At 64.8% G+C, this 24,016-nt stretch carries 18 protein-coding genes and 2 tRNA genes; 4 read left to right on the top strand and 16 right to left on the bottom strand.

All coding sequences use genetic code 11. The annotated features are described in order from the left end of the window. Positions 1–64 precede the first annotated feature (64 nt). Positions 65–3,412 (bottom strand): Rne/Rng family ribonuclease, encoded by a 3,348-nt coding sequence (locus tag ACQCSV_RS12120; RefSeq protein WP_426938506.1) that lies wholly within the window; start codon positions 3,410–3,412, stop codon positions 65–67. Between the two features lie 468 nt (positions 3,413–3,880). On the opposite strand from ACQCSV_RS12120, the gene ACQCSV_RS12125 reads away from it, so the two are divergent. Continuing rightward, the gene (locus ACQCSV_RS12125; protein WP_426938507.1) at positions 3,881–4,555 is read left to right on the top strand and encodes a vitamin K epoxide reductase family protein; all 675 of its coding nucleotides are present in this window, start codon (positions 3,881–3,883) and stop codon (positions 4,553–4,555) included. A gap of 137 nt (positions 4,556–4,692) precedes the next feature. Here the strand turns inward: ACQCSV_RS12125 and ndk are convergent, their stop codons facing one another. Genes ndk through ileS form a run of 4 tightly spaced genes read right to left on the bottom strand, consistent with a single transcriptional unit; the run spans position 4,693 to position 10,301 of the window. After that, a complete protein-coding gene (ndk, locus tag ACQCSV_RS12130) occupies positions 4,693–5,112 on the bottom strand; it encodes a nucleoside-diphosphate kinase (RefSeq protein WP_426938508.1) in 420 nt (139 codons plus the stop codon). Between the two features lie 39 nt (positions 5,113–5,151). Continuing rightward, the gene (locus ACQCSV_RS12135) at positions 5,152–5,598 is read right to left on the bottom strand and encodes a DUF4233 domain-containing protein (RefSeq protein ID WP_354154928.1); all 447 of its coding nucleotides are present in this window, start codon (positions 5,596–5,598) and stop codon (positions 5,152–5,154) included. Positions 5,599–5,600: 2 nt separating this feature from the next. Further along, positions 5,601–6,959, bottom strand: coding sequence for a folylpolyglutamate synthase/dihydrofolate synthase family protein (locus ACQCSV_RS12140; RefSeq protein ID WP_354154929.1), 1,359 nt, complete (start codon positions 6,957–6,959; stop codon positions 5,601–5,603). A gap of 3 nt (positions 6,960–6,962) precedes the next feature. Next, positions 6,963–10,301 carry an isoleucine--tRNA ligase gene (ileS, locus tag ACQCSV_RS12145; RefSeq protein ID WP_426938509.1) on the bottom strand — a complete coding sequence of 1,113 codons (3,339 nt, stop codon included), beginning with the start codon at positions 10,299–10,301 and terminating at the stop codon, positions 6,963–6,965. A 385-nt stretch (positions 10,302–10,686) separates the two neighbouring features. Between ileS and ACQCSV_RS12150 the strand changes: the two genes are divergently transcribed. Beyond that, complete coding sequence (locus ACQCSV_RS12150; RefSeq protein ID WP_354154931.1) at positions 10,687–11,700, top strand: endonuclease/exonuclease/phosphatase family protein; 1,014 nt, start codon at positions 10,687–10,689, stop codon at positions 11,698–11,700. A gap of 28 nt (positions 11,701–11,728) precedes the next feature. Here ACQCSV_RS12150 and ACQCSV_RS12155 read toward each other — a convergent pair whose 3' ends face one another. Both ACQCSV_RS12155 and ACQCSV_RS12160 read right to left on the bottom strand, forming a co-directional pair. Further along, positions 11,729–12,487, bottom strand: coding sequence for an SDR family oxidoreductase (locus ACQCSV_RS12155; RefSeq protein WP_354154932.1), 759 nt, complete (start codon positions 12,485–12,487; stop codon positions 11,729–11,731). Between the two features lie 9 nt (positions 12,488–12,496). Next, positions 12,497–12,877, bottom strand: a complete 381-nt coding sequence (locus ACQCSV_RS12160; RefSeq protein ID WP_354154933.1) for a DUF488 family protein — start codon at positions 12,875–12,877, stop codon at positions 12,497–12,499. Positions 12,878–12,939: 62 nt separating this feature from the next. Between ACQCSV_RS12160 and valS the strand changes: the two genes are divergently transcribed. Next, complete coding sequence (valS, locus tag ACQCSV_RS12165; protein ID WP_354154934.1) at positions 12,940–15,558, top strand: valine--tRNA ligase; 2,619 nt, start codon at positions 12,940–12,942, stop codon at positions 15,556–15,558. Positions 15,559–15,929: 371 nt separating this feature from the next. Here valS and ACQCSV_RS12170 read toward each other — a convergent pair whose 3' ends face one another. The 6 genes from ACQCSV_RS12170 to ACQCSV_RS12195 form a co-directional block, all read right to left on the bottom strand. After that, positions 15,930–16,544 (bottom strand): disulfide bond formation protein DsbA, encoded by a 615-nt coding sequence (locus tag ACQCSV_RS12170; protein WP_354153764.1) that lies wholly within the window; start codon positions 16,542–16,544, stop codon positions 15,930–15,932. Positions 16,545–16,613: 69 nt separating this feature from the next. Further along, positions 16,614–17,894 carry an ATP-dependent Clp protease ATP-binding subunit ClpX gene (gene clpX, locus ACQCSV_RS12175; RefSeq protein ID WP_185260773.1) on the bottom strand — a complete coding sequence of 427 codons (1,281 nt, stop codon included), beginning with the start codon at positions 17,892–17,894 and terminating at the stop codon, positions 16,614–16,616. Positions 17,895–18,073: 179 nt separating this feature from the next. Then, a complete protein-coding gene (locus ACQCSV_RS12180; RefSeq protein ID WP_141140836.1) occupies positions 18,074–18,733 on the bottom strand; it encodes an ATP-dependent Clp protease proteolytic subunit in 660 nt (219 codons plus the stop codon). Between the two features lie 36 nt (positions 18,734–18,769). Beyond that, positions 18,770–19,393, bottom strand: coding sequence for an ATP-dependent Clp protease proteolytic subunit (locus tag ACQCSV_RS12185; protein ID WP_282330890.1), 624 nt, complete (start codon positions 19,391–19,393; stop codon positions 18,770–18,772). Between the two features lie 224 nt (positions 19,394–19,617). Beyond that, the gene (gene tig, locus ACQCSV_RS12190) at positions 19,618–21,009 is read right to left on the bottom strand and encodes a trigger factor (protein ID WP_426938510.1); all 1,392 of its coding nucleotides are present in this window, start codon (positions 21,007–21,009) and stop codon (positions 19,618–19,620) included. Positions 21,010–21,094: 85 nt separating this feature from the next. Continuing rightward, positions 21,095–21,169 (bottom strand) — tRNA-Pro (locus tag ACQCSV_RS12195). 148 nt (positions 21,170–21,317) lie between these two features. Between ACQCSV_RS12195 and ACQCSV_RS12200 the strand changes: the two genes are divergently transcribed. Beyond that, positions 21,318–21,391 (top strand) — tRNA-Gly (locus ACQCSV_RS12200). 73 nt (positions 21,392–21,464) lie between these two features. On the opposite strand, the gene ACQCSV_RS12205 is transcribed toward ACQCSV_RS12200, so the two are convergent. From ACQCSV_RS12205 to ACQCSV_RS12215, 3 genes are all read right to left on the bottom strand, one after another. Then, positions 21,465–22,400, bottom strand: coding sequence for an Fpg/Nei family DNA glycosylase (locus tag ACQCSV_RS12205; protein ID WP_426938511.1), 936 nt, complete (start codon positions 22,398–22,400; stop codon positions 21,465–21,467). Continuing rightward, positions 22,400–22,894: a ribose-5-phosphate isomerase gene (locus ACQCSV_RS12210; RefSeq protein WP_426938512.1), complete on the bottom strand. Its 495-nt coding sequence runs from the start codon at positions 22,892–22,894 to the stop codon at positions 22,400–22,402. Before ACQCSV_RS12210 ends, ACQCSV_RS12205 begins: the two co-directional genes overlap by 1 nt. A gap of 78 nt (positions 22,895–22,972) precedes the next feature. Continuing rightward, positions 22,973–23,989 carry a hypothetical protein gene (locus ACQCSV_RS12215; protein ID WP_354153760.1) on the bottom strand — a complete coding sequence of 339 codons (1,017 nt, stop codon included), beginning with the start codon at positions 23,987–23,989 and terminating at the stop codon, positions 22,973–22,975. Between the last annotated feature and the right edge of the window lie 27 nt (positions 23,990–24,016).

Consider the following 24,016-nt stretch of genomic DNA (forward strand, 5'->3'; position numbering starts at 1 on the left):
GGACGCAGCCTGTGATTCACAGACACGTCCGGGCGCCGTTGTAGAGGCTTGCCCTGCTGCTTCGTTAGAGCTCCGAGGCCGGAACCCCAACACCGAGGATGATAGGCGCGTTGATGGCCGCAGGCTTCTCAGCCACCTTGACGGACTCCGGGGCCTTGGCGGCGTGGGAGTGTCCAGCGGCAGCCGCCGGACCGGCTTCGTGATGCTCCACAGACGTGGCGTTGGCTGCGCCCTGGGCACGGCTGGCGCTCCGGTTCCGCCGGGGACGGCGGGCGAGGGGCGCCTCGGTGTGGTCGGAGTAATCCTCCTCCGCCACTGCCGGCTGGTGCTGACGGGCAGGTTCGCCCGGTTGGCTTGCAGCTGCCTGGACTGCGGACGGCTCGTTTTCCACGACAGGGGCTGGCTCGCCAAGGTGGGCGAAGGCCTCCGCGAGGCGGTCAAGCGTCAGGGCCGGTGCGTGCGGCTGGTCCTCGTGATGGGCCACGAACGGCAGCACCACCTGCTCGCCGCCGAACGTCAGCACAGCGGCCGGACGGCCATTGGAGTCCATCTCGGGCCGCGAAGCCGGCACTGGTGCAGCCGGAGCTTGTCCCGCCGCAGCTGATGCGCGAGCCACTTCGTCGTCGTGCACGTGCGCAGCGTGGGCTGCGGCCGCAATGTTCGCAAGCGCGGCCCGCGTGGCCTCGGCCTTGGCGTGGCGCTCGGCGTCACTGGGTTCCGGGTGGACCGTGTGGATCTGCACCGGCGCTGCCGGTGCCGTTTCCAGTTGCTGGCCGCCACGTCCGCGGCGGCGCTTCCGGTCAGTGCGGCCACCCGGCTGGCTGTCCGAGCGCTGGCTGTCCGGGCGCTGGCTGTCGGTGCGCATGGTGTCAGCGCGCATGCTGTCACCATGCTGATCGTTGATGCGCGGTTCCTGCCGGCTGTCCACCCGCTGCACGTGGTGCACATGGTGCTCAGCGGCTACGGTATTGGCGCGGCGGTGCTCTACGGGGTCGTCGTGGGTGACGATTCCGCGGCCTGCACAGGATTCGCACTGCTCCCCGAAGACTTCCAGGAGTCCGGTACCCATGCGCTTTCGCGTCATCTGCACGAGGCCCAGCGACGTCACTTCTGCAACCTGGTGCTTGGTCCGGTCACGGCCCAGGCACTCCACCATGCGGCGAAGAACCAGGTCCCGGTTGGATTCCAGGACCATGTCTATGAAGTCGATGACGATGATGCCGCCGATGTCCCGTAGCCGGAGCTGCCGGACCACTTCTTCAGCTGCCTCGAGGTTGTTCTTGGTGACGGTTTCTTCGAGGTTGCCACCGCTGCCGGTGAACTTGCCGGTGTTGACGTCCACTACGGTCATGGCTTCGGTGCGGTCAATGACCAGCGAGCCGCCCGAAGGCAGGAAGACCTTACGTTCCAGGGCCTTGTGGATCTGCTCGTCGATCCGCCACGCGGCGAAGATATCCTGGTCCTTGGTCCACTTTTCCAGGCGGCCCACGAGGTCCGGGGCAACGTACGTGACGTAGGCCTCGATGGTGTCCCAGGCCTCTTCACCCGAGACAATAAGCTTGGAGAAGTCCTCGTTGAAGACGTCACGGACCACCTTGATGGTGAGGTCCGGTTCGCCGTAGAGGAGCTCGGGCGCGAGGATCTTGGTCGACGTGGACTGGCTTTCGATGCCCTCCCACTGCGCGCGCAGCCTGTTGATGTCGTGCGTGAGCTCCTCTTCCGAGGCGCCTTCGGCAGCGGTGCGAACAATTACCCCGGCGTGCTCGGGGAGGCGGTCCTTGAGGATGCGCTTGAGCCGGTTGCGCTCGACGTCGGGCAGTTTGCGGGAGATGCCGGTCATGGAGCCGCCGGGCACGTAGACGAGGTAGCGGCCGGGCAGCGAGATCTGGCTGGTCAGGCGTGCACCCTTGTGGCCCACGGGATCCTTGGTGACCTGGACCAGGACGGTGTCGCCGGACTTGAGCGCGTTTTCGATCCGGCGCTGCTTGCCTTCGAGGTTAACGGCTTCCCAGTTCACTTCACCGGCATAAAGGACGGCGTTGCGGCCGCGTCCGATGTCAACAAACGCCGCTTCCATGGACGGCAGCACATTCTGCACCTTGCCGAGGTAGACGTTGCCGATCAGGGAGTCCTGCTGGGTCTTGGAGACAAAGTGCTCGGCCAGCACACCGTCTTCGAGGACGCCGATCTGGATTCTGTCGTCGCGCTGGCGGACAATCATCTGCCGGTCCACTGATTCGCGGCGGGCCAGGAACTCGGCCTCGGTGATGACGGTGCGGCGGCGGCCGGTATCACGGGATTCGCGGCGGCGCTGCTTCTTGGCTTCGAGGCGGGTGGAACCCTTGACGGATGTGACGCGGTTGTTGACCGGCGCTTCCGTGGCTGCACGCGGCGCACGGACGCGGGTCACCGTGTTGGGCGGGTCGTCGCCTTCTCCGCCGGTCAGTTCCAGATCCTGGTCGCCACGGCGGCGACGGCGACGGCGACGGGAGGTCACGCCTTCGTCGGCCTGCCCGGCGGATTCCTCATCAGCTTCTTCGGCTGCGCCGTCTTCACCTTCGTTGTCACTGTCAGCATCACTTTCGCCGGTACGGCTGCGTCCCCGCCGGCCACGGCTGCGGCGCCTGCGGCGGCCGCTGGCGTCGTCCGTTTCACCGTCTTCGGCCTCGTCCTCTTCCGGCTCTTCAGCCACGGCGGCAGCCGGTGCCGGACGGACCGCGCTGCTGAGGTCAGGGGCTTGGAAAAGCACCGACGTGGTTGACGCCGGCTCAAGGAACAGTGAACTGAACGGGCCGGCAGACTCGGCAGCACCCGGTTCTCCAGCCTGCGCGGCGGCAGCGTCGACGGCGGCCGCCTTGACGGGCGCGGCGGCGGCGGTTGCTGCGGGCGCGGCAGCTTCCGCAGCTGCGGCTCCCGCTGCGTCCGGGGCCGGAATTACTGCTGCTTCGGCGGCTGCCTGCTCCGCGGGAGCTGTCAGGTCTACGGCCGTGGGGGCGACGTCGGGGGCCGACGTTTTGCGCGTGGCAACGCGGCGTCGGCGGACGGGCTTGGTCTCCGTTGCAGCCTCTGGGGCTGCAACCTCCGAGGCTGCGGCTTCGGCGGCGGGTTCGACCACAGCAGGCTCTACGCCCGTCTCGGCAACAACGGCGTCAGCTGTCTCCAGAACCTCAGCAGCGAACGCCGGCAACGGTTCGGCGGTGTCCACCTTCTTACGTGCGCGGGTCCGGCGAACCGGCACCTTGGGCTCCGGCGCGGCGTCCGTCGCAGGCTCAGCCTCGACGGCGTCAGTTACGGGCCCTTCCTCCGCAGCCTTCGGCACTGCCTTCCGGCGCGTCCGGGCGACCTTCTTGGGCGCTTCGGTAACTTCGGCAACGGCTTCATCATTAACGGCTGGTGCTTGTTCGTTTTGCATATGTGGCAACACTCCTGCCCCTGACGCACCGCCACATCCGGCACCCGTTGGGGCACATATTGTCAAAACCCGCGGGCGTTGACAGAAGTCAAGTGGATACTCCCAGGTTCGCACCGGCAGAGGGGTGCGGCAGCCCGTGGGAGCCGTCGGCTGTGTCCTGAAACCCGTTGTTCTACACGCCACAACCAGGTGCCGACCAATGGAATTGCGGGAAGCCGGATCAGAGAATCCGAAGCCTGCCCTGCTCATCATTGGCGGTCTTGAAACAAGCCACCGGACCGGAGTCCGCATGTGGGTCGGCCTCCAGCCATCTTCATTCTCTCACACCCGGGCTGAAGGCGGCGGAAGCAAGGGCGACGGAAGCAAGGGCGACGGATCCGTAGGTGATGGCCCCGGTTGAATGCTCCTTCCAGCCGCCGGCGTTACAATCGGGGCAAGGAGCACCCGAAGCAAAGGACGCCACACACCATGCCTAGCATTTCCTCCCACGGCACCGACACGCCGGCTGCCTCCAGTGCGGCAGAGCCGTTGCCCGACTCGCCAGGGACTGTGCCGCCGATGGCACGTAACCGGCCGTTCGGCTGGCTGATGGTCATCACCGGCGCCATTGGCTGGCTGGCCTCAGGATCACTGGTCCTTGAAAAGATCGCCCTCCTGGAGGACCCGAATCACGTAACAGCCTGCGACGTGAATCCGTTTATCTCCTGCGGCCAGGTCATGCAGACGTGGCAGAGCTCGGCGTTCGGGTTCCCCAACATGTTTATGGGCATCGTGGCGTTCGCTGTCATCATCACTGTGGGCATGGCCCTGCTGTCCGGCGCCACGTTCGCCCGCTGGTACTGGGCAGGACTCCAGACCGGCGTCACGCTCGGCTTCGCGTTTGTGGTGTGGCTTTGGTTCCAGGCCCTCTACGACATCCGCATCCTGTGCCCGTTCTGCATGATCGTCTGGGCCGTAATGATACCGCTCTTCGTCTGGGTAACCATCCGTAACGTCGTCCACGGCATCATCCCCGTCCCGTCAGCAGCAGCACGTGTGCTGGGCGAATCAGGCTGGATTATCACGGCGTTGCTGTACGTGGCCGTCATCGCCAGCATCTTCTTCGCGTTCATCCAGGTGTTTGCCGGACCGTCGGGCTTCTAACGCGGGCCCCGGAAGACGCACAAACGGCGCGAACGAACAAGCGCGAACGAACACTTGAGGCCCCGGTTTCCCGGGGCCTCAAGTGTCCGTTCGCGCTGTGGGCCTCAAGTGTCCGTTCGCGCAGCTGGCGGGTGGACTTAGTCCTGGAACCAGATCTTGACTTCGCGCTCGGCCGAGTCCACGGAGTCGGAGCCGTGCACCAGGTTCTGCTGGACCTTCAGGCCCCAGTCGCGGCCGAAGTCGCCACGGATGGTGCCGGGGGCGGCAGTGGTGGGATCGGTGGTGCCGGCCAGGGACCGGAAGCCTTCAATGACGCGGTGGCCTTCGAAGATCGCGGCCACAACCGGTCCGCTGAGCATAAATTCCACGAGGGGCTCGTAGAACGGCTTGCCCACGTGCTCTTCGTAGTGCTGCTCCAATAGTTCCCGGCTGGCGTCGACCTTCTTCAGTTCAGCCAGGGTGTAGCCCTTGGCCTCAATGCGGCCCAGGATGGCGCCGCTGAGGTTGCGGGCAACGCCGTCGGGCTTGATCAGTACCAGGGTGCGCTCAATGGTCATAGCTGCTCCAATGCGTAATGGGTGGGTTTTGGGACAATTCTACGAGGCTTCCGGGGCGTCCCCTTGCGAGGCGCTCCACTCAGCCTGTTCGCGTTCGCGCTTTGCGGCTTCGGAATCAATCCTGATGCCGGTGCGGATTCCATACCACCAGGCCAGGCCGAACAGCGCGCCAACAAGGAACATCATGGGCTCAATAATGCCCGTCAGGATCAGCACAATCTGCAGGATCCAGCCCAGCGCCACGCCCCACGGCCTGGACAGCACAGCGCAGGCAAGGACCATCACGACGCTCAAAGCGATGCCAATCCCCAGGATCAGCGCCGGCGGAAACTCACCGCGCTTGAGTCCGAAGACGGCCAGCGTCGCGAAGAACACCACAAACGCCTCAAGGAGCAGGACGGTGGAGGCAAACATCACCTTGGTGGACCGGCGCTTCCTGGGCATTCCCGGGCGCCATTCTCGCTGGGCTTTGGTCAGCTTGGCCATGCCTAGGCCTCCGTCTTTCCGAGCAGGATCCGGGCTTCCGCCACGAGGGTGATGGACCCCGTGACCAGGACCCCGCCGGAGAGGTCGTCGTTGGCTTCGGCTCGTTCCACGGCCCATTCGATGGCGTCGTCGAGTTTCTCCGCAATGTGGATGTTGTCTTCGCCGAAGCCCATTTCCGCGGCCAGTTCGGCCAGTTCGGCCGCGGGCACTGCTCTCGGCGAGTTGGACTGGGTGAAGCAGTATTCCTGGGCAATGTCGCCCAGGGATTCCTTGAGCTGGCGCAGGATCTCTTCGGCGTCCTTCTCCTTCAGAACTCCGACCACCGGCACCAGCCGGGTGAAAGTGAAGGCCTCCTGGATGGCCTCGGCCGAGACCCTGATGCCGTCCGGGTTGTGGGCCGCGTCCACGATGATGGTGGGCGCCGTACGGACAACCTCAAGGCGGCCCGGGGACGTGACGGATGCGAAGGCTTCCTGGAGCACCTCGGCGTCAAGTTCCTTCTCGCCGCCGAAAAAGGCCTCGAGGGCTGCCACTGCCACTGCGGCGTTCTGGGCTTGGTGCGCGCCGTGCAGCGGCAGCAACAGTTCCGGGTAACGGCCGGCGATGCCCTGGATACTCACCACCTGGCCGCCCACGGCCACTGTCCGGGATTCGACGCCGAACTCCACGCCTTCAAACCGGAACGGGACTGCCACTTCCTTGGCTTTTTCGAGCAGCACCTGAGCAGCATCAACAGGCTGCGAGGCGCTGATGAGGTAACCGCCGGGCTTGATGATGCCGGCCTTCTCGTAGGCAATCTCCTCAGTGGTATCGCCCAGCAGATCGGTGTGGTCCAGTGAGATAGGGGTGACCACGGAAACGAGGCCATCGCCCACGTTGGTGGCATCGGTGATGCCGCCCAGGCCCACCTCGATCACGGCCACGTTGACGGGCTGGTCCGCGAAGATTGCGAAGCCCAGGATGGTCAGGCACTCGAAGTACGTGAGCCGGGGCTCCCCCGCAGCGGTGAGTTCGTCGTCGACGATCTGCAGGTACGGGCGGATCTCGTCCCAGATCCGGACGAACGTTTCGTCAGAGACGGGGTGGCCGTCGATGCTGATCCGTTCGGTGACCTTGGACAGATGCGGGCTGGTATAGCGTCCGGTGCTCAGGCCGTGCGCGCGCAGCCCGGCCTCAATCATCCGGGCCGTGGAGGTCTTGCCGTTGGTGCCGGTCACATGGATGATCGGGAACGCCTTGTTGGGCTCCCCCAGTACATCCATCGCCCGGAACAGCGGCGCAAGACGAGGTTCCATCTTGTTTTCCGGTGCACGCCCCAGCAGCTCGGCGTAGACACTTTCCACGGAGAATTCGTCAGTCATGGCTCAGGCCTCTGCTTTTTCGACGGCAATGCGTGATTCGCCGGACTCAGCCGGAACGGTGGCCAGCTCCAGGGTCAGGGTTTCGGTCTTGACCAGCTCGGCGTTGGCCAGGAGGGCCTCCAACACGGTGGCAACGGCGGTGACGGTGGTCCGAATCCGGTCGCTCACGTTCAGTCCGGCGTCCTTGCGTGCCTGCTGGATGGCGCGGACCATGTCGCGTGCAGTCCCTTCGGCCTCAAGTTCTGGAGTGACTTCGGTGTTCAGGACCACGAAGCCGCCGCCCGGAAGGACAGCTACTGAAGCTGAACCGCCGTCGGACTCCGCCACTACTGTCTCCAGCGTGTATTCCTGGGGTTCCAGCTCCAGGCCGCCGGAAACAACGACTCCGTCGACACCGTCGATTGTTTGGACCGACCAGTCACCGGACTTGGCGCCCTTGATGGCCTGCTGAACGTTCTTGCCCAGGCGCGGTCCTGCGGCCCGGGCGTTGACCACGAGCTTCTGCTCGATGCCGAACTCCTCCGGGGAGGCCCTCTCGGCGTCCAGCAGGCGCACGGAGCGCAGGTTCAGTTCATTGGCGACGACGGCGGCGAAGCCTCCCAGCGCATCCGCGCCGGGAGCCACAACGGTCAGTTCCTGCAGCGGCAGCCGCACGCGCAGGTTCGCGGCCTTGCGCAGCGAGGATCCGGCGGAGCAGATCTGCTGCACGCGGTCCATCGCTTCCACCAGCGAAGCGTTCGCCGGGAACAGGTCCGCGTCGGGCCAATCGGCCAGGTGCACGGAGCGGCCGCCGGTGAGGCCGCGCCAGATCTCCTCGGTGACCAGCGGCAGCAGCGAGGCGGCCACGCGGGACACGGTTTCGAGCGCCGTGTAGAGCGCGTCGAACGCGTCAGCGCTCTCGTCAAAGAAGCGCTGGCGGCTGCGGCGGACGTACCAGTTGGTGAGCATGTCCAGGTAACTGCGCAGTTCGTCGCAGGCACCGGAGATGTCGTAGCTGTCCAGCTGGGCGGTCATGTTCCGGACCAGGTCGCCGGTGTTGGCCAGCAGGTATTGGTCCAGGGTGTCGGCGTACCCGTCGTAGCGGAGCTTCGCGTCGTAGCCCTTACCGCCGTCGGCAGCGTTCGTGTAGAGCGTGAAGAAGCTGTAGACGTTCCACAGCGGCAGGATGACCTGGCGGACGCCGTCGCGGATTCCCTGTTCGGTGACCACCAGGTTGCCGCCGCGCAGGATGGGGCTGGACATCAGGAACCAGCGCATGGCGTCGGAGCCGTCGCGGTCCAGGACCTCGGAGACGTCCGGATAGTTGTGCAGGCTCTTGGACATCTTCTGCCCGTCCGAGCCGAGCACGATGCCGTGGCTGATGACGTTCCGGAAGGCCGGCCGGTCAAACAGTGCGGTGGAGAGGATGTGCAGCATGTAGAACCAGCCGCGGGTCTGTCCGATGTACTCGACGATGAAGTCCGCCGGGTTGTGGGTGTCGAACCAGGCTTCGTTTTGGAACGGGTAGTGCACCTGGCCGTAGGGCATGGAGCCGGAGTCGAACCAGACGTCCAGGACGTCCTCGACGCGTCGCATCACGGACTGTCCCTCTTCGGGGGTCCGGGGGTCGTCCGGGTTGGGGCGGGTCAGTTCGTCGATGAACGGCCGGTGCAGGTCAACCTGGCCGGCCTTGTTGAGCGGCAGGCGGCCGAAGTCGGCTTTGATTTCGGCCAGGGAGCCGTAGACATCGGTGCGCGGGAATTCCGGGTCGGTGGACTGCCACACCGGAATGGGGCTGCCCCAGTAGCGGTTGCGACTGATGGACCAGTCGCGGGCGTTGGCCAGCCACTTGCCGAACTGGCCGTCCTTGACGTTCCCGGGGATCCAGTTGATGTCCTGGTTCAGTTCGGACATCCGGTCCTTGAACTTGGTGACTTCCACGTACCAGGAGGACACGGCGCGGTAGATCAGGGGGTTCCGGCAGCGCCAGCAGTGCGGGTAGCTGTGCTCATAACTGGCCTGGCGGACCAGCCGGCCCTGGGCGCGGAGCACCTGGGTGATGGGCTTGTTGGCCTCGAAGACCTGAAGGCCCACGATGTCGTGCAGGTCGCCGTGGCCGAACAGCGGCAGGAACTTGGCGCCTTCATCCACTGACAGGACCACCGGGATGCCGGCCTCTTCACAGACCTTCTGGTCGTCCTCGCCGTAGGCAGGTGCCTGGTGGACGATGCCCGTGCCGTCGGTTGTGGTGACGTAGTCGGCCACGAGGAAGCGCCAGGCGTTCTGCGTCCCATACTTTTCGTCGTCGCGGAAGTCGTTCCACAGCGGCTCGTAGGACAGGCCGGCAAGTTCGGCACCGGTGTGGGTTGAGGTCACGGCGGCCTCAGCGGAATCCAGATCCTCATAGCCCAGGTCCTTGGCGTAGGCGGCTAGCAGGTCAGCGGCCAGGAGGAAGCTTCCGGTAACCGGCGCGTCCGGCGAGGCGGCCTTGACGCCGTTGGGCCCGGCCGGCAGCACGGCGTAGGTGATGGAGGGCCCGACGGCGAGCGCCAGGTTGGTGGGCAGTGTCCAGGGCGTGGTGGTCCAGGCAAGCGCCTGCACGCCGGCGAGCTGCTTCGACAGCTCCGACTCCCCTGCCGTGATGGGGAATGTCACCGTGACAGTCTGGTCCTGGCGGTTCTTGTAGACGTCGTCGTCCATGCGCAGTTCATGGTTGGACAGCGGCGTTTCGTCCTTCCAGCAGTATGGCAGCACGCGGTAGCCGTTGTAGGTCAGGCCTTTTTCGTGCAGCTGCTTGAACGCCCACAGGACCGATTCCATGTATTCGACGTTGAGGGTCTTGTAGTCGTTGTCGAAGTCCACCCAGCGGGCCTGGCGGGTGACGTAGCTCTTCCACTCGTCCGCGTACTTCATCACCGAGGCGCGGCAGGCGTCGTTGAACTTGTCGATGCCCATGGCCTCGATCTGGGTCTTGTCCGTCATGCCCAGCTGCTTCATGGCTTCCAGCTCGGCCGGCAGTCCGTGGGTGTCCCAGCCGAAACGGCGTTCCACGCGGCGGCCGCGCTGGGTCTGGTAGCGGCCAACCAGGTCCTTGGCGTAACCGGTGAGGAGGTGCCCGTAGTGGGGCAGACCGTTGGCGAAGGGAGGGCCGTCGTAGAAGACGAATTCGTTGCTGCCGGGCTGCCCGCCGGGGGCGTCGGCGCTGCGCTGGTCAATGCTGGCCTGGAAGGTGCCGTCCTGGTCCCAGTACTTCAGGATGCGCTCTTCAATCTCCGGAAACTTCACGGAGTGGGAGACACCGGCGGCAGCACCGCTCGAAACGTCAGCCGAAGGGGAGGCGGAGGCTTTAGGGTAATACGTCATTCTCGACATCCTGGGTTGAGCTGGTGAACCATTCAGCCGCTGCTGACTGGTTCCGTTCAGGATGCGAGGACGGCTCGTGTGCTGTCCTGGGACTGCACGCTTACCGCGGTACCACCTCACTTACCGGCACTCCACCATGCTCCGGGGAAGCTTGTTGGTGCGCCGGCCGCTCATTACTGCTGTGACGGGCTTACCCGTCCGGTTCTACTGACGTCGACGCCAGTCTCCTGGCGGTCAGCGCGTTCTTCCGGAAGCTCACCGGTGATTGCCGGGTCGTAGCCACCTTCGAGTCTACTATCGCTTGGCTCTCCTCCGCCATTCCTGGGCGGCCCGCGCGCACAGCACCAGTGCTCCGGAGCTCAGGGTGGTGCTTAGACTGACGGTCATGACTGCTTCCGGCCACGCCACAGCAAGAACGCGACCCACCACGCTGTTCAGGTGGCTATGGCTCCTGGCCACGGCGCCAGTGCTGGCCTTGTCTGTCTTCCGCGCCATTCCGGCGGAGTGGCCCGTTCTGGTGGTGCAGCTGCTGTCCTTTACACCGTGGCTTGCGGTGCCAGCCGCCGCAGCCCTGCTCCTGGCGTTCCTGGGACGGAGCCGCTGGCGGCAGTCCGTGGCCGCAGTGCTTGTGGCGTGCCATGCCTTCTGGCTTTTCCCTTTGGACGCGGCCCGGCCCGCTCCGGCCGCCGGCCTCCCGGCGGTGCAGCTGAAAGTCATGAACCTCAACTCCGAGTTCGGCCAGGCCGACGCCGGCGAAATCGTTCGCCTTGTCCGGGACAGCGGCGTGGATCTCCTCACGATCCAGGAACACACGAAGGGCCTCCAGGACCGGCTTTCGGCGGAGGGCCTGAACCGGTTACTGCCGAACCGGTTCAGCCAACCCACCAACGACGCCGGCGGCAGCGCCCTGTACTCGCGCTACCCAATGGAGCTGGTGGGCGTTGTCCCGGACACCCCGTTCAGGATGCCCACGGTCCGCGTGACGGCGGAGGCGGGCGGGTCGGTGGCCACGCTGGAAGTGACCAGCGTCCATGTGCTGCCGCCCGTGGATGTCAGGGTTGCCCAGTGGCGAAGTGACCTGGCCGCGGTGGGCAGGGTGGCGGAACAGCCTGGCAACCGGCTGCTCATCGGTGATTTCAACGCCACCTACGACCACGCCGAATTCAGGAGGATCCTGGACATCGGGGGCAGCGCTGCGGACAGGATGGTGGACGTTGGGGCGGCCTCGGGCTCGCGGGTGGTGCCCACCTGGCCCATGGACGGGCAACTGCTTCCCGGCATCACCATCGACCACCTGGTCACCAGCCCCGGACTGGCCAGCTCAGCCTACGAAGTCCACCGCGTGCCGGGAACGGACCACGCAGCCGTTCTGGCAACGTTGGCCATTCCTGCCGGCTGACCGGCTCCTGCTGACCGGTTCTTGGAGATCAGGCCTTGCGGATCAGCTTGTGGGTGGCCGCCTGGGCCACCGGGCGGATCACAATCTGGTCCAGGTTGACGTGATGCGGCGCACTGACGGCGTACCGCACCACGTCGGCGACATCGGCTGCCGTCAGCGGCTTCTCCACGCCCTGGTAGACCTTCGCCGCAGCGTTCGGGTCGCCGAGCCGGTTGAGGGCGAACTCCTCGGTCTGGACCAGCCCGGGGGCCACCTCGATGACGCGGATGTTGTGCTCTGCTTCTTCGAGCCGGAGCGCCCCGGTCAGTGCATGCTGGGCAAATTTGGCGGCGTTGTAGCCAGCGCCGCCCTCGTAGGCCACCAGGCCGGCCGTAGAGGTCAGGTTCAGGACGGTGCCTTCGCCGTTGGCACGCAGCATCGGCAGGAACGCCCGGGTGAGCTTCATGGTGCCGAGAACGTTGACCCGGTACATCCATTCCCAGTCTTCGGTGTTGGCAGCGCCCACCAGGTCAGCGCCCCGGGCACCGCCGGCGATGTTGATGAGTGTTCCCACACCCCCGGCTTCGGTGACGCGGGCCAGCAGCCGGGCGACATCGTCGTCTTCGGTAATGTCGGCGGGAATTCCGACGGCGCCGGTCTCCGCTTCGAGCGCGGCCAGCCGTTCCGCGCGCCTCGCCACTGCGAATACCTTCCAGCCTTCTGCCGTCAGGGCGCGGACCGTTGCCTCGCCGATGCCGGTGCTTGCGCCAGTGACTACTGCTGCCCTGTTCCGTGAATCCTCAGTCATGGCACCACCCTAAAGGCATCGGCGCTCGGGGTGCTCCCGCATGAACTCCAGTAACACCCGGGCGTGGTTGACCTCAGGATCCCGGGCTCCATACAGGAGGGTCACGCGGCTGTGCTCGGTCCCCAACTTCAGGAGGGTGGCAACAGCCGCGTTGCTTTCCAGCTCCTGCCGGTATTTCAGCCGGAAGTCGTCGAAGCGCTCCTTCATGTGCCCGAACTCCTGACGCAGCGGCGGTGACGGCGCGATGTCCTTAAGCCAGAGATCAAGTTGCGCGTCCTCCTTGCTGACCCCGCGGGGCCAGAGCCTGTCCACCAAGACCCGCCAGCCGTCGTCATCCGCCGGCCTGTCATAGATGCGCTTGATCACAAAATTTTCACCGGTTGTGCCCATCTACCGCATGCTACGGCAGGCTCCCGTGCCGCGGGCTGAACAGACCATGAAACAATTGCCAGATGGCTGAAGACACTCAGGGTACAGACACGCCCTCCACTGCCCCTATCAACGTTCCGGACAAGCCCGCCCTTGAGGGGCTCGAAGCTGCCCTCACGCGGCGCTGGCTTGCCGAAGGGACCTACAAGTTCAACCCGGACACCACCCGGGAGCAGGTCTACTCGATCGACACTCCCCCGCCCACAGCGTCCGGTTCCCTGCACGTGGGGCACATGTTCTCCTTTACGCAGACGGACGTGCTGGCCCGCTACCAGCGCATGATCGGCAAGAACGTGTTCTACCCGATGGGTTGGGATGACAACGGCCTGCCCACCGAGCGCCGCGTGCAGAACTACTACGGCGTGCGCTGCGATCCGGCCACCCCGTACGATGCCGGCTACCGTGCTCCGGCCGAGCCCGCCAAGAACCAGCGCGATTTCGACGTCGTTTCGCGCCGGAACTTCATCGAGCTGTGCGAGGAACTGGCCGTGGAGGACGAGAAGGTCTTCGAAAGCCTGTTCCAGCAGCTCGGGCTTTCCGTGGACTGGCAGTTGACGTACCGGACCATTGACGACGCTTCCCGCGAAGTCTCCCAGCGCGCCTTCCTGGCCAACCTGGCAGCCGGCGACGCCTACATGGCCGAGGCGCCAACCCTGTGGGACATCACCTTCCGCACGGCCGTGGCCCAGGCGGAACTCGAAGACCGCGAAGTTGCCGGCGCGTACTACCGCTACCCGTTCTTCACCGAAGACGGCGAAAAGATCTACGTCGAGACCACCCGTCCCGAACTGCTGGCCGCCTGTGCCGCCCTGGTGGCAAACCCCGACGACGAGCGCTACCAGCCGCTGTTCGGCAAGAAGGTCACGTCCCCGGTCTTTGGTGTTGAGGTTGAAGTCAGGGCCCACGCGCTGGCCAAGGCGGACAAAGGCTCCGGCATCGCCATGGTGTGCACCTTCGGTGACCTCACCGACGTCACCTGGTGGCGGGAACTGCAGCTGCCCACCCGCGCCATCGTTGGCCGGGACGGACGGATCATCGGCGAAACACCGGACTGGATCACCACCGACGCCGGCCGCACCGCCTACGAAGCCATTGCGGGCAAGACCGTCTTCAGCGCCAAGGAAGCAGTGGTGGAGCTCCTGGCCGCCGAAGACCTGATCGACGGCGAACCGAAGAAGATCATGCACCCCGTGAACTTCTACGAAAAGGGCGACAAGCCCCTTGAAGTCGTCACCTCACGCCAGTGGTATTACCGCAACGGCGGCCGCGACGAAGAGCGCCGCGCCCGCCTGATCGCGCGCGGCCACGAGATCGACTTCCACCCGGCCTTCATGCGGTCCCGCTTCGAGAACTGGATCTCCGGGCTCAACGGCGACTGGCTCGTCTCCCGGCAGCGTTTCTTCGGTGTGCCCATCCCCGTCTGGTACCCGCTGGACGCTGACGGCAACCCGCAGTACGGCGCCCCGATCGTGCCCCTGGATGAGCAGCTGCCCGTTGACCCCGCAGCCGATGCCGCACCGGGTTACGACGAAGCCCAGCGCGGCGTCCCCGGTGGCTTCGCCGGCGACGCCGACATCCTGGATACGTGGGCGACGTCTTCCCTGACGCCGCAGATTGTGGGCGGCTGGAGCCGGGACGAGGACCTCTTCGCCAAGGTCTTCCCGTTTGACCTGCGCCCCCAGGGCCACGACATCATCCGCACCTGGCTGTTCTCCTCGGTAGTCCAGGCTGATGCGCTGCAGCACGCCGCGCCGTGGAAGCATGCCGCCATCTCCGGCTGGATCCTGGACCCGGACCGGAAGAAGATGTCCAAGTCCAAGGGCAACGTGGTGGTTCCCACCGACGTGCTGGACGAATTCGGCTCCGACGCTGTCCGATACTGGGCCACGTCCGCCAAGCTCGGCGCGGACACGGCCTACGAAATCGCGCAGATGAAGATCGGCCGCCGCCTGGCCATCAAGCTGCTGAACGCCTCAAAGTTCGTCCTGAACCTGGGCGCCACGGAGAATTCAGTGGTCTCCACCGATCTTTCGGTCCTCACGAATCCCTTGGACCGCGCGGTGCTGGCCCAGCTGGCCGAGGTCGTGCGCCAGTCCACCAAGGCGTTCGAGAACTACGACTACGCCCGGGCCCTGCAGATCACCGAGAGCTTCTTCTGGCAGTTCACGGACGATTACGTGGAGCTCATCAAGGACCGCGCCTACGGTGCCGCCGGCGACGCTGAGCAGGCCTCCGTGCTGGCAGCACTTGCCACCAGTCTGGACACACTGCTTCGCCTGTTCGCCCCGTTCCTGCCCTTCGCCACTGAAGAGGTCTGGGGCTGGTGGCGCAACGGCTCCGTACACGTTGCCCAGTGGCCCCTCGCAGTGGATGTGGACGGCGACACCACTCTGCTTGCCACCGTTGGCACGGCCCTGAGCGGTGTCCGCAAGGCGAAGTCCGAAGCCAAAGTCAAGCAGCGGACCGAGGTTCTTTCCGCGACCATCACGGCCTCGGAATCCCTAACCACGCAGCTGAAGGCAGGACTTGGCGACCTGAAGGCAGCCTCGAACGCCCGCGAGCTGACCCTCGTGGCGGGCGACGGCGAACTGACCGTCAGCGACGTCGTGTTGGCGGCGCCGGAGGAACAGCCCAAGGCCTGACCGGATTTAGGTCCCGTTCCGGAGCAGCAGCCCTGTTTTGGGGCCGGCCTGTTTTTGGGCAAAGGGGAAGCCCCATCAGCGTTTTGCCGTTGGTGGGGCTTCGACTTTTCGGCCATCCTCGTGACGTCTTTGATGGTCTGGCAAGATCCTTGGATCTTCAGGTCTTCCTACCTCGTCACTGGTAGCTTGTATCTGACTTTGCCGATGGCTGCGTCGGATACATATCACTGAATCTTTGGTTCCTGCGTCTCACTTCTTTCGAAGTGGGTAAGAACCATTGTTGTCCCGAAGGTTTGGATGCGCAAGAGCCCCGGACGAACTACATCAGAGTAGTTCGTTCGGGGCTCTTTGCCGTCTGCGTCAGCCTGGCGTCAGTCGAATTCAGGGCTTTCGCTGCGGCTGCGCTTAATCTCGAAGAAGTACGGGTAGGAAGCCAGCGTGACGGTGGCGTCCCACAACTGGCCGGCCTGCTCGCCGCGCGGGATCCGGGTCAGCACCGGCCCAAAGAAGGCCGTTCCGTTGAAGGCGACAACCGGCGTGCCGACGTCCTGTCCCACCAACGAGATGCCTTCCTCGTGGCTGGCCCTCAGCTGGGTGTCAAAGGCGTCCATCGTGGCAACGTCTGCCAGGCCGGCCGGGAGTCCGCACTCGGCGAGTGCCTTGCTGATGACAACGCCATAGTCCTTTTCCCCGCCAAGGTGGATCAGTGTGCCCATGGCGTCGTAGAGCGGCTTCACCACGTGGTCGCCGTGCTGCTCCTGGGCCGCGATGATGACCCGAACCGGGCCCCAGGCCTTGTCCATGAGCTCCCGGTAGCCGGCGTCCAGTTCGCGCCCCTCGTTGAGGACGGCCAGGCTCATCACATGCCACACGGTCTCAATGTCGCGGACGGCCTCAACCTCGCCGATCCAGCGTGACGTGATCCAGGCGAATGGGCACAGCGGATCGAACCAGAAGTCGGCCTGGTTGATGGTTGTTTCAGTCATGCGTGAGTCCTCGGGTTCCTGAGCGTGCGGGGATGGACGGGGGCAGGGGCTGGCGGGGCGGCGGACGCGTCAGGCGGACTTACGTCGCTTGGTCACGTGCGGAATGAGGGTGGGCTCGGCCTTGCTGAGGACAACGTCAGCGGTGATGACCACGCTGGCCACGTCTTCGCGGCTGGGGAGGTCGAACATCACCGGAAGCAGCACTTCCTCCATGATGGCGCGGAGGCCGCGGGCACCGGTGCCACGCTCAAGGGCCTGGTCGGCGATGGCGTTGAGGGCGTCCTCATCAAAAACGAGTTCCACGCCGTCGATCTGGAACATCTTCTGGTACTGCTTGACCAGCGCGTTCTTCGGCGTGGAGAGGATCTGGATGAGTGCATCCCGGTCCAGGCTGGAGACCGTGGTGATTACGGGCAGGCGGCCGATGAATTCCGGGATGAGGCCGAATTTCAGCAGGTCCTCGGGCATCACTTCGCCGTAGGAGTCCACCTTGTTGCTGGCGTCGTTAAGCGGGGCGCCGAAGCCGATGCCCTTGCGTCCGGAACGCGAACCGATGATCTCTTCCAGCCCGGCAAAGGCGCCCGCCACGATAAAGAGCACATTGGTGGTGTCGATCTGGATGAATTCCTGGTGGGGGTGCTTGCGTCCGCCCTGGGGCGGAACGGAGGCCACCGTTCCTTCAAGGATCTTCAAAAGGGCCTGCTGCACGCCCTCACCGGAGACGTCCCGGGTAATGGAGGGGTTCTCGCTCTTGCGCGAAATCTTGTCGATTTCGTCAATGTAGATGATGCCCTGTTCGGCCTTCTTGACGTCGTAATCCGCCGACTGGATGAGCTTGAGGAGGATGTTCTCCACGTCCTCACCCACATAGCCGGCCTCGGTGAGCGCTGTGGCATCGGCGACCGCAAACGGAACATTCAGCCGCCGCGCCAGTGTCTGGGCCAGGTAGGTTTTACCGCACCCAGTGGGGCCGATCAGGAGGATGTTGGACTTGGCAATTTCAACATCGTCGTGGTGGCCGCCCTCGGCGAGGCTGCCGCTCTTGGGGGCGTGGCCGGCCTGGATCCGCTTGTAGTGGTTGTAGACGGCGACGGCGAGGGAACGCTTGGCAGGTTCCTGGCCGATGACGTATTCCTGCAGAAAGTCGAAGATCTCGCGGGGCTTGGGCAGTTCGAAGCTGCCCAGATCGGCGACTTCCGCGAGTTCTTCCTCAATGATCTCGTTACAGAGTTCAATGCATTCGTCGCAGATGTAGACACCGGGCCCGGCAATGAGCTTGCGTACCTGCTTCTGGCTCTTTCCGCAGAAAGAACACTTCAGCAGATCCGTGCTCTCGCCAATCCGAGCCATATGTGAACCCCTTTAGTATCTTGCTGCGAGGCAGCTGTGCACCGTTGCTGGAATCGTGGCGGGCCTGGGAGGACCGGCCGTGACATCTTCCACTCTAGGTCACAATTGCGTCCAAGGGTGGAAAGCGAAGGCCGGTGCGGCCCAAATAGCTGGACCGCACCGGCCGCCGAATAGCCGTACTACCTGGTAATTGCCTGTGGCTTGATCTTGCGGGAATCAAGGACCTGGTCGATAAGACCGTAGTCCAGGGCGTCTGCCGCGGTCAGGATCTTGTCGCGCTCGATGTCGTTATTGACCTGCTCGGACGTGCGGCCTGAGTGGTGTGCGAGGGTGTCCTCAAGCCAAGACCGCATCCGCATGACTTCCGCGGCCTGGATTTCGAGGTCCGAAGCCTGGCCACCCTGGCCGCCGGACAATGCCGGCTGGTGGATCAGGACACGCGCGTTGGGCAGCGCTAAACGCTTGCCGGGGGTGCCTGCGGCGAGCAGAACCGCGGCAGCGCTGGCCGCCTGGCCCAGGCAGACAGTCTGGATTTCGGGCCGGATGTACTGCATGGTGTCGTAGATCGCCGTCATGGCCGTGAACGAGCCACCCGGGGAGTTGATATACAGGGTGATGTCACGGTCCGGGTCGGTGGACTCGAGGACCAGCAGCTGGGCCATGACGTCATCGGCAGAGGCGTCATCCACCTGGACGCCGAGGAAGATGATGCGGTCCTCGAACAGCTTGGTGTAGGGGTCCTGGCGCTTGAAGCCATAAGGCGTGCGCTCTTCGAACTGGGGAAGGACGTAGCGGCTGGTCGGAAGGTTACCGGCAGTCGATCCGAAGTTGTAAGTCATTGTTGTTGCTCCTGATCTAAAGGTTCTATTGCCGGGTTACTTCTCGGATGCCGACTCGCCGGAGGGGCCGTTGGCGGTTCCGCCGCCGCCGGCCACGGTGCCGGCGTGGGCAGCGATCTTGTCGAAGAAGCCGTATTCGAGGGCTTCTTTAGCAGTGAACCATTTGTCGCGGTCGTTGTCCTTGAGGATGGTTTCCACCGACTGTCCGGTCTGATCCGCGGTCAGTTCAGCCATGACCTTCTTCATGTGCAGGATGAGCTCGGCCTGGATCTTGATGTCCGAGGCCGTACCGCCGATGCCGCCGGAGGGCTGGTGCATCAGGACGCGGGCGTTGGGGGTGGCGTATCGCTTGCCCTTGGTGCCGGAGGAGAGCAGGAACTGGCCCATGGAGGCTGCCAGGCCGGTGGCGACGGTGACGACGTCGTTCGGGATGAACTGCATGGTGTCATAGATGGCCATGCCTGCGGTCACGGAGCCACCGGGAGAGTTGATGTAGAGGTAGATGTCCTTTTCCGGGTTCTCGGCGGACAGGAGCAGCAACTGCGAGCAGATGGCGTTGGCGTTGTCGTCACGCACCTCGGAGCCCAGCCAGATGATGCGCTCTTTCAGGAGGCGGTTGTAGATGTAGTTGTCCTGGCCGGCCGGATCTACAGTCGCCATCCGGGGCGCCTCTGCGTGCTGTGACATATGTACTTACCTCTCGCTGGTGACGGTGACATCACTGAACTTCACTACTTGGACACTAACCGGTTTGGTGGCCGATTTGTTCGCCGGAATCGCGCTGTTCGCTGACGGCGCACGATCCCTGCAACTGCCCGTAAACCAAGGCAGCCCCCGGACCAGTAGGTCCGGGGGCTGCCTTCAGTCGCACTGCCAGGGGCGTGCTACAACTTCACTGCTGCCGGCTCGTCACCCGGGGTGGCGTCGGTCTCGGCGTTTATGTTTTCAGTGGCCTCAGCCTCAACGGCGGGAGCCTCCTCTTCGCCGCCGGGGCGGACGAAGTCACTGAGGTCAACAGACTTGCCATCGGTGTCGGTGACGGCGGCCTGGCCCAGGACTACGGCCAGTGCCTTCCGGCGGCGGACCTCTGAAACCATCATGGGAACCTGGCCGCTCTGATCGATGATCTGGGCGAACTGGTTCGGGTCCATGCCGTACTGGCTGGCGGCGCTGACGATGTAGTCGATCAGCTCAGCCTGGCTGACGTTGACTTCTTCCTTTTCGGCAATGGCGTCGAGGATGACTTCGTTCTGGAAAGCGCGGGCGGTGTTGGCCTTGACCTCTTCGCGGTGCTCTTCGGTGTCGTGCTCGCCTTCACCGTGGCCGTTGCCCTCCTTGAAATGGGCGTCGACCTGCTCTTCGACCACGGAGTCCGGAACCGGAACCTGGACGAGTTCAACGAGCTTGTCCAGGACCTTGTCGCGGGCCTCTACGCCCTGCTCGACGACCTTGGACTCGGCAGCCTGCTTGGCCAGGTCCTCGCGGAGTTCAGCCAGGGTGTCGAACTCGGAGGCCAGCTGGGCGAAGTCGTCGTTGGCTTCCGGAAGCTCGCGCTCCTTGACGGCCTTGACAACAACCTTCACCTGGGCGGACTCGCCGGCGTGGTCACCGCCCACAAGGGTGGTTTCGAAGATGGCGTCTTCGTCAACGCTGAGGCCGGTGACGGCCTCGTCCAGGCCCTCGAGCATGGTTTCGGTGCCCACCTGGTAGGACAGACCGGACGCGGAATCAACGTCGGCACCGTCAATGGTGGCGGTGATGTCGATGGTCAGGAAGTCGCCATCGGCGGCCGGGCGGTCCACGGACTTCAGCGTGCCGAAGCGGCCTCGCAGCTCATCCAGGGCCTTGTCAACGTCTTCGTCGGAGGATTCCGCTGCGGCTACCTCAACCTTGATGCCGGCGTAATCCGGGAGTTCGATCTCCGGGCGGATATCAACCTCGGCGTGGAACTTCAGTTCCCCGTCCGTGGAGCTGGGGTCCGGAACCTCGGTGATTTCAACCTCGGGACGGCTCAGCGGGCGGATGCCTGATTCCTGGACTGCAGCCTGGTACCAGCCGTTGAGGCCTTCGTTGATGGCCGTCTCCAGCACGTAGCCGCGGCCAACGCGCTGATCGATCAGCTTGGACGGGACCTTGCCCTTACGGAAGCCAGGGACCTGGATCTGCGAAGCAACAGTCTTGTATGCCTCGTCGATGCTGGGCTTCAATTCCTCAAAAGGGACCTCAACATTGAGCTTGACCCGCGTGGGGGTGAGGTTCTCGACAGCGCTCTTCACGGTCTAAGTACTCCTGGGTTTGTGGGATGGGTTTCTGCAAACGCAGTTTTTTGCCCGGGCCGTTTGCACGGCCCGAGCCGCAGAGTCGGGGTGACAGGATTTGAACCTGCGACTTCCTGCTCCCAAAGCAGGTGCTCTAGCCAAGCTGAGCTACACCCCGTAAGTGCACAGGCAAGTCTACGTTCATCCGGGCGGTCTTTGCACATTTGACACGTGGGGCATGAATTAGGTTTAGTTGTATCCGGCTTCAACAGCCGGCCCGAAGAAACGCAATTCAGCCTGATGCAACAGCTGGGCTGTATTTTTCCGGGGACGTAGCTTAGTGGTAAAGCCTCAGTCTTCCAAACTGATGATGCGGGTTCGATTCCCGTCGTCCCCTCCACATCAAGCAGGGCCCCTCGCTGAGGGGCCCTGCTTTTTTGTTTAGCTGACTTGGAAGTTAGCTGCTTTGTTGGCTACTGCTGGCAACCGGGGCACCAGTAGAGCTTGCGGCCCACCATTTCGGTGATGGCCACCGGCACGCCACAGACCCGGCAGGGCTGCCCTTCACGCTTGTATACAAAGTGGGCGTCGCCGGCCGCGGGCGGGACCGCCCGCGGTTGCAGGTGACCCCGCTCCCGGCGGTCCAATTCCCAATACACCGGCGGTGTGGTGATGATCCGGCCGTCGCGGACGCCGTCTGCCATTACTGCGGCTGTGTCGTCCCACAACAGACCGGCGGCCCTGCTGGAAAGTCCAGTACCGGGCAGCCACGGATCCAGCCGCTGCCGGAACAGCACTTCGGCCCGGTAGACGTTCCCGACGCCGGCAATCACCTTCTGATCCATCAGCAGCGCAGCGATGGGCGTCTTGCGGGACAAAAGGCCCGTCACAAAGCGGGTCCTGTCCGCGGGATGATTGTGCAGCGGATCCGGCCCCAGCCGGGCCAGGACGGCCCGCGCTTCTGCCTCGGTGATGGCCGCGCACGTGGTGGCACCGCGCAGGTCAGCCCAGCCATGGCGGCTGGCAAGCCGGACGCGCACGGCACCCCGCGGCTCGGGCGGGCCTGCGTACTCAACGGTCCCGCCGTCGTTGGTACTTTCGGGGTCCCCGAAAACCTCGCGCTCCCCGATCTTCCTTGGCGCGCCGATACTGGAGGCCCCGCTGAACGTGGCGTCGCCGCCGAAGTCCCAGGCACCATAGAGCCCCAGGTGGACGTGCAGCACCACGGCATGGTCAAAATGCAGGAAGAGGTGCTTGCCGTGGGCGCGCGAATCCTTCATGACCTGGCCGTCCAGCAGCGCCGCGCCGGCAGCGAACCGGCCCTGCGGGCTGCTCACGGACAGTGACTCCCCGGTAAATACGTCCCCGAACTGTTGCGCCAGGCGGCGGACTGAATGCCCTTCGGGCACTACTCGATGACCTCGCCGGTGTTTTCATAAGCCGCGATCTTGCCGATGCGGCGGACGTGCCGTTCGTCGTTGCTGAACGGCTCAGCCAGGAAGGCCTCGATCAGTTCGGTTGCTTCCTCGACAGTGTGCTGTCGGCCGCCCACAGCCACCACGTTGGCGTTGTTGTGTTCACGCGCCAAGGTGGCGGTGGAGTGGTTCCAGGCGAGGGCTGCGCGGACCCCCTTGACCTTGTTGGCCGCAATCTGTTCACCGTTGCCCGAGCCGCCCAGGACGATGCCCAGGGCATGGATTCCTGCCTGCTGGTCAGCCACAACGGCGAGCGCCACGTTGATGCAGAAGGACGGGTAGTCGTCCAGGGCATCGTATTCCTTGGGTCCGTGATCCACTACGTCGTAGCCCTTGGCCGTGAGGTGTCTGACCAGATGGGCGCTGAGTTCCATGCCTGCATGGTCGGTGGCGATATGTACCCGCGGGAAGGCAGGGGAAGAAGTCACAGCAGTATCCGTTCGTTTCGGCGCCCGGGGCCAGCAGTGCTGGTTCAGGCCAGGGTCAGATCATCACGGACAAGGTTACTAGGACTCAGACTCCGGGGCACGTTCGCCGGACGCACCCCCGTGCGCCCTCGCTGCCACCCGGGTCAGTATTTCTGCCAGCCGGGCCGCGGATGCCGGGCTGCCGCCGCTGACCGCAAGGTTGCGCCCATCGGTTTGATGCACGACGACGGCGGGGCCGCTGCTGACCAGCATCGCGGCGGTACCGCGGTGGTTGCGGTAGCCCCACCCGCCGTAGTCGGCGGCGCGGACATCCGCGGCACTGGCCGTCGAGATCGCGGCTGCCGGCACTGCCATCACCGGCAGCACGCCGGCCACCAGGACGCGCAGGCCGCGGCGGTCGGCCTTGACCCGGGCGCAGAGGAAAGCAGCGGCCACCAGAGCGAGGGCCACCATCAGGGCCCCGAGCCACGGCAGCGCCACGGCGATCAGCGCAGCCGGGAACAGGCTGGCCACGGCGATCATCACAAACACGGAACTGCGGGCGTGCACCCACATCCGGAAGGTGTCTCCGGCGAGCTCCGGGTCAAGTTCGCGGGCGAGGGCCCGTTGCAGGGCCCGGTCGTCGTCGAGCGACCACCGGGTATCGGCTTTGAAGACGAACCCCATGGTGACGCCCAGCGAGACCGCAGCCCCGCTGCCCAAGGCAAGGACCGTGAGGTCCACCCGGGATTCCCGGGCATCGGCGAGGCCGGTTTGGCCCACCAGCCCGGCGGCCAGGACACTGGTGATGAACAGGCTCAGGAACAGCCCGGTTCCCATCATGATCCGGCGCATCACGGCCGGCCGGGACAAGGGCACCGCCTGGGACAGTACCAACCACCCTGCGGCGATGATGAGCAGCGCCCCACCGGCTGCATAGGCGCCGAACGGGGCAAAGGCCGCACCGCCGTCGGCCGTCCAGCCGATCGCCACGGGGTCCGGAAGATCGGGCCGCAACAAGAATGCGCAGAACACAAAAGCCACCGCCAGGACCACGGGAAAGCCCACTGCAAAGCGCAATGCCTTGGTATCCACCGACTCCCGGAACTTTCCCATGCATTAACGCTACTCCCGCCGGAGGCC

Source organism: Pseudarthrobacter sp. S3, from assembly GCF_050156905.1.
Lineage (GTDB): Bacteria > Actinomycetota > Actinomycetes > Actinomycetales > Micrococcaceae > Arthrobacter.

Excerpts from the sequence above, each read along its gene's own strand:
- ACQCSV_RS12120 (WP_426938506.1), bottom strand. The coding sequence starts at position 3,412 with ATGCAAAACGAACAAGCACCAGCCGTTAATGATGAAGCCGTTGCCGAA.
- ACQCSV_RS12125 (WP_426938507.1), top strand. The coding sequence starts at position 3,881 with ATGCCTAGCATTTCCTCCCACGGCACCGACACGCCGGCTGCCTCCAGT.
- ndk (WP_426938508.1), bottom strand. The coding sequence starts at position 5,112 with ATGACCATTGAGCGCACCCTGGTACTGATCAAGCCCGACGGCGTTGCC.
- ACQCSV_RS12135 (WP_354154928.1), bottom strand. The coding sequence starts at position 5,598 with ATGGCCAAGCTGACCAAAGCCCAGCGAGAATGGCGCCCGGGAATGCCC.
- ACQCSV_RS12140 (WP_354154929.1), bottom strand. The coding sequence starts at position 6,959 with ATGACTGACGAATTCTCCGTGGAAAGTGTCTACGCCGAGCTGCTGGGG.
- ileS (WP_426938509.1), bottom strand. The coding sequence starts at position 10,301 with ATGACGTATTACCCTAAAGCCTCCGCCTCCCCTTCGGCTGACGTTTCG.
- ACQCSV_RS12150 (WP_354154931.1), top strand. The coding sequence starts at position 10,687 with ATGACTGCTTCCGGCCACGCCACAGCAAGAACGCGACCCACCACGCTG.
- ACQCSV_RS12155 (WP_354154932.1), bottom strand. The coding sequence starts at position 12,487 with ATGACTGAGGATTCACGGAACAGGGCAGCAGTAGTCACTGGCGCAAGC.
- ACQCSV_RS12160 (WP_354154933.1), bottom strand. The coding sequence starts at position 12,877 with ATGGGCACAACCGGTGAAAATTTTGTGATCAAGCGCATCTATGACAGG.
- valS (WP_354154934.1), top strand. The coding sequence starts at position 12,940 with ATGGCTGAAGACACTCAGGGTACAGACACGCCCTCCACTGCCCCTATC.
- ACQCSV_RS12170 (WP_354153764.1), bottom strand. The coding sequence starts at position 16,544 with ATGACTGAAACAACCATCAACCAGGCCGACTTCTGGTTCGATCCGCTG.
- clpX (WP_185260773.1), bottom strand. The coding sequence starts at position 17,894 with ATGGCTCGGATTGGCGAGAGCACGGATCTGCTGAAGTGTTCTTTCTGC.
- ACQCSV_RS12180 (WP_141140836.1), bottom strand. The coding sequence starts at position 18,733 with ATGACTTACAACTTCGGATCGACTGCCGGTAACCTTCCGACCAGCCGC.
- ACQCSV_RS12185 (WP_282330890.1), bottom strand. The coding sequence starts at position 19,393 with ATGGCGACTGTAGATCCGGCCGGCCAGGACAACTACATCTACAACCGC.
- ACQCSV_RS12215 (WP_354153760.1), bottom strand. The coding sequence starts at position 23,989 with ATGGGAAAGTTCCGGGAGTCGGTGGATACCAAGGCATTGCGCTTTGCA.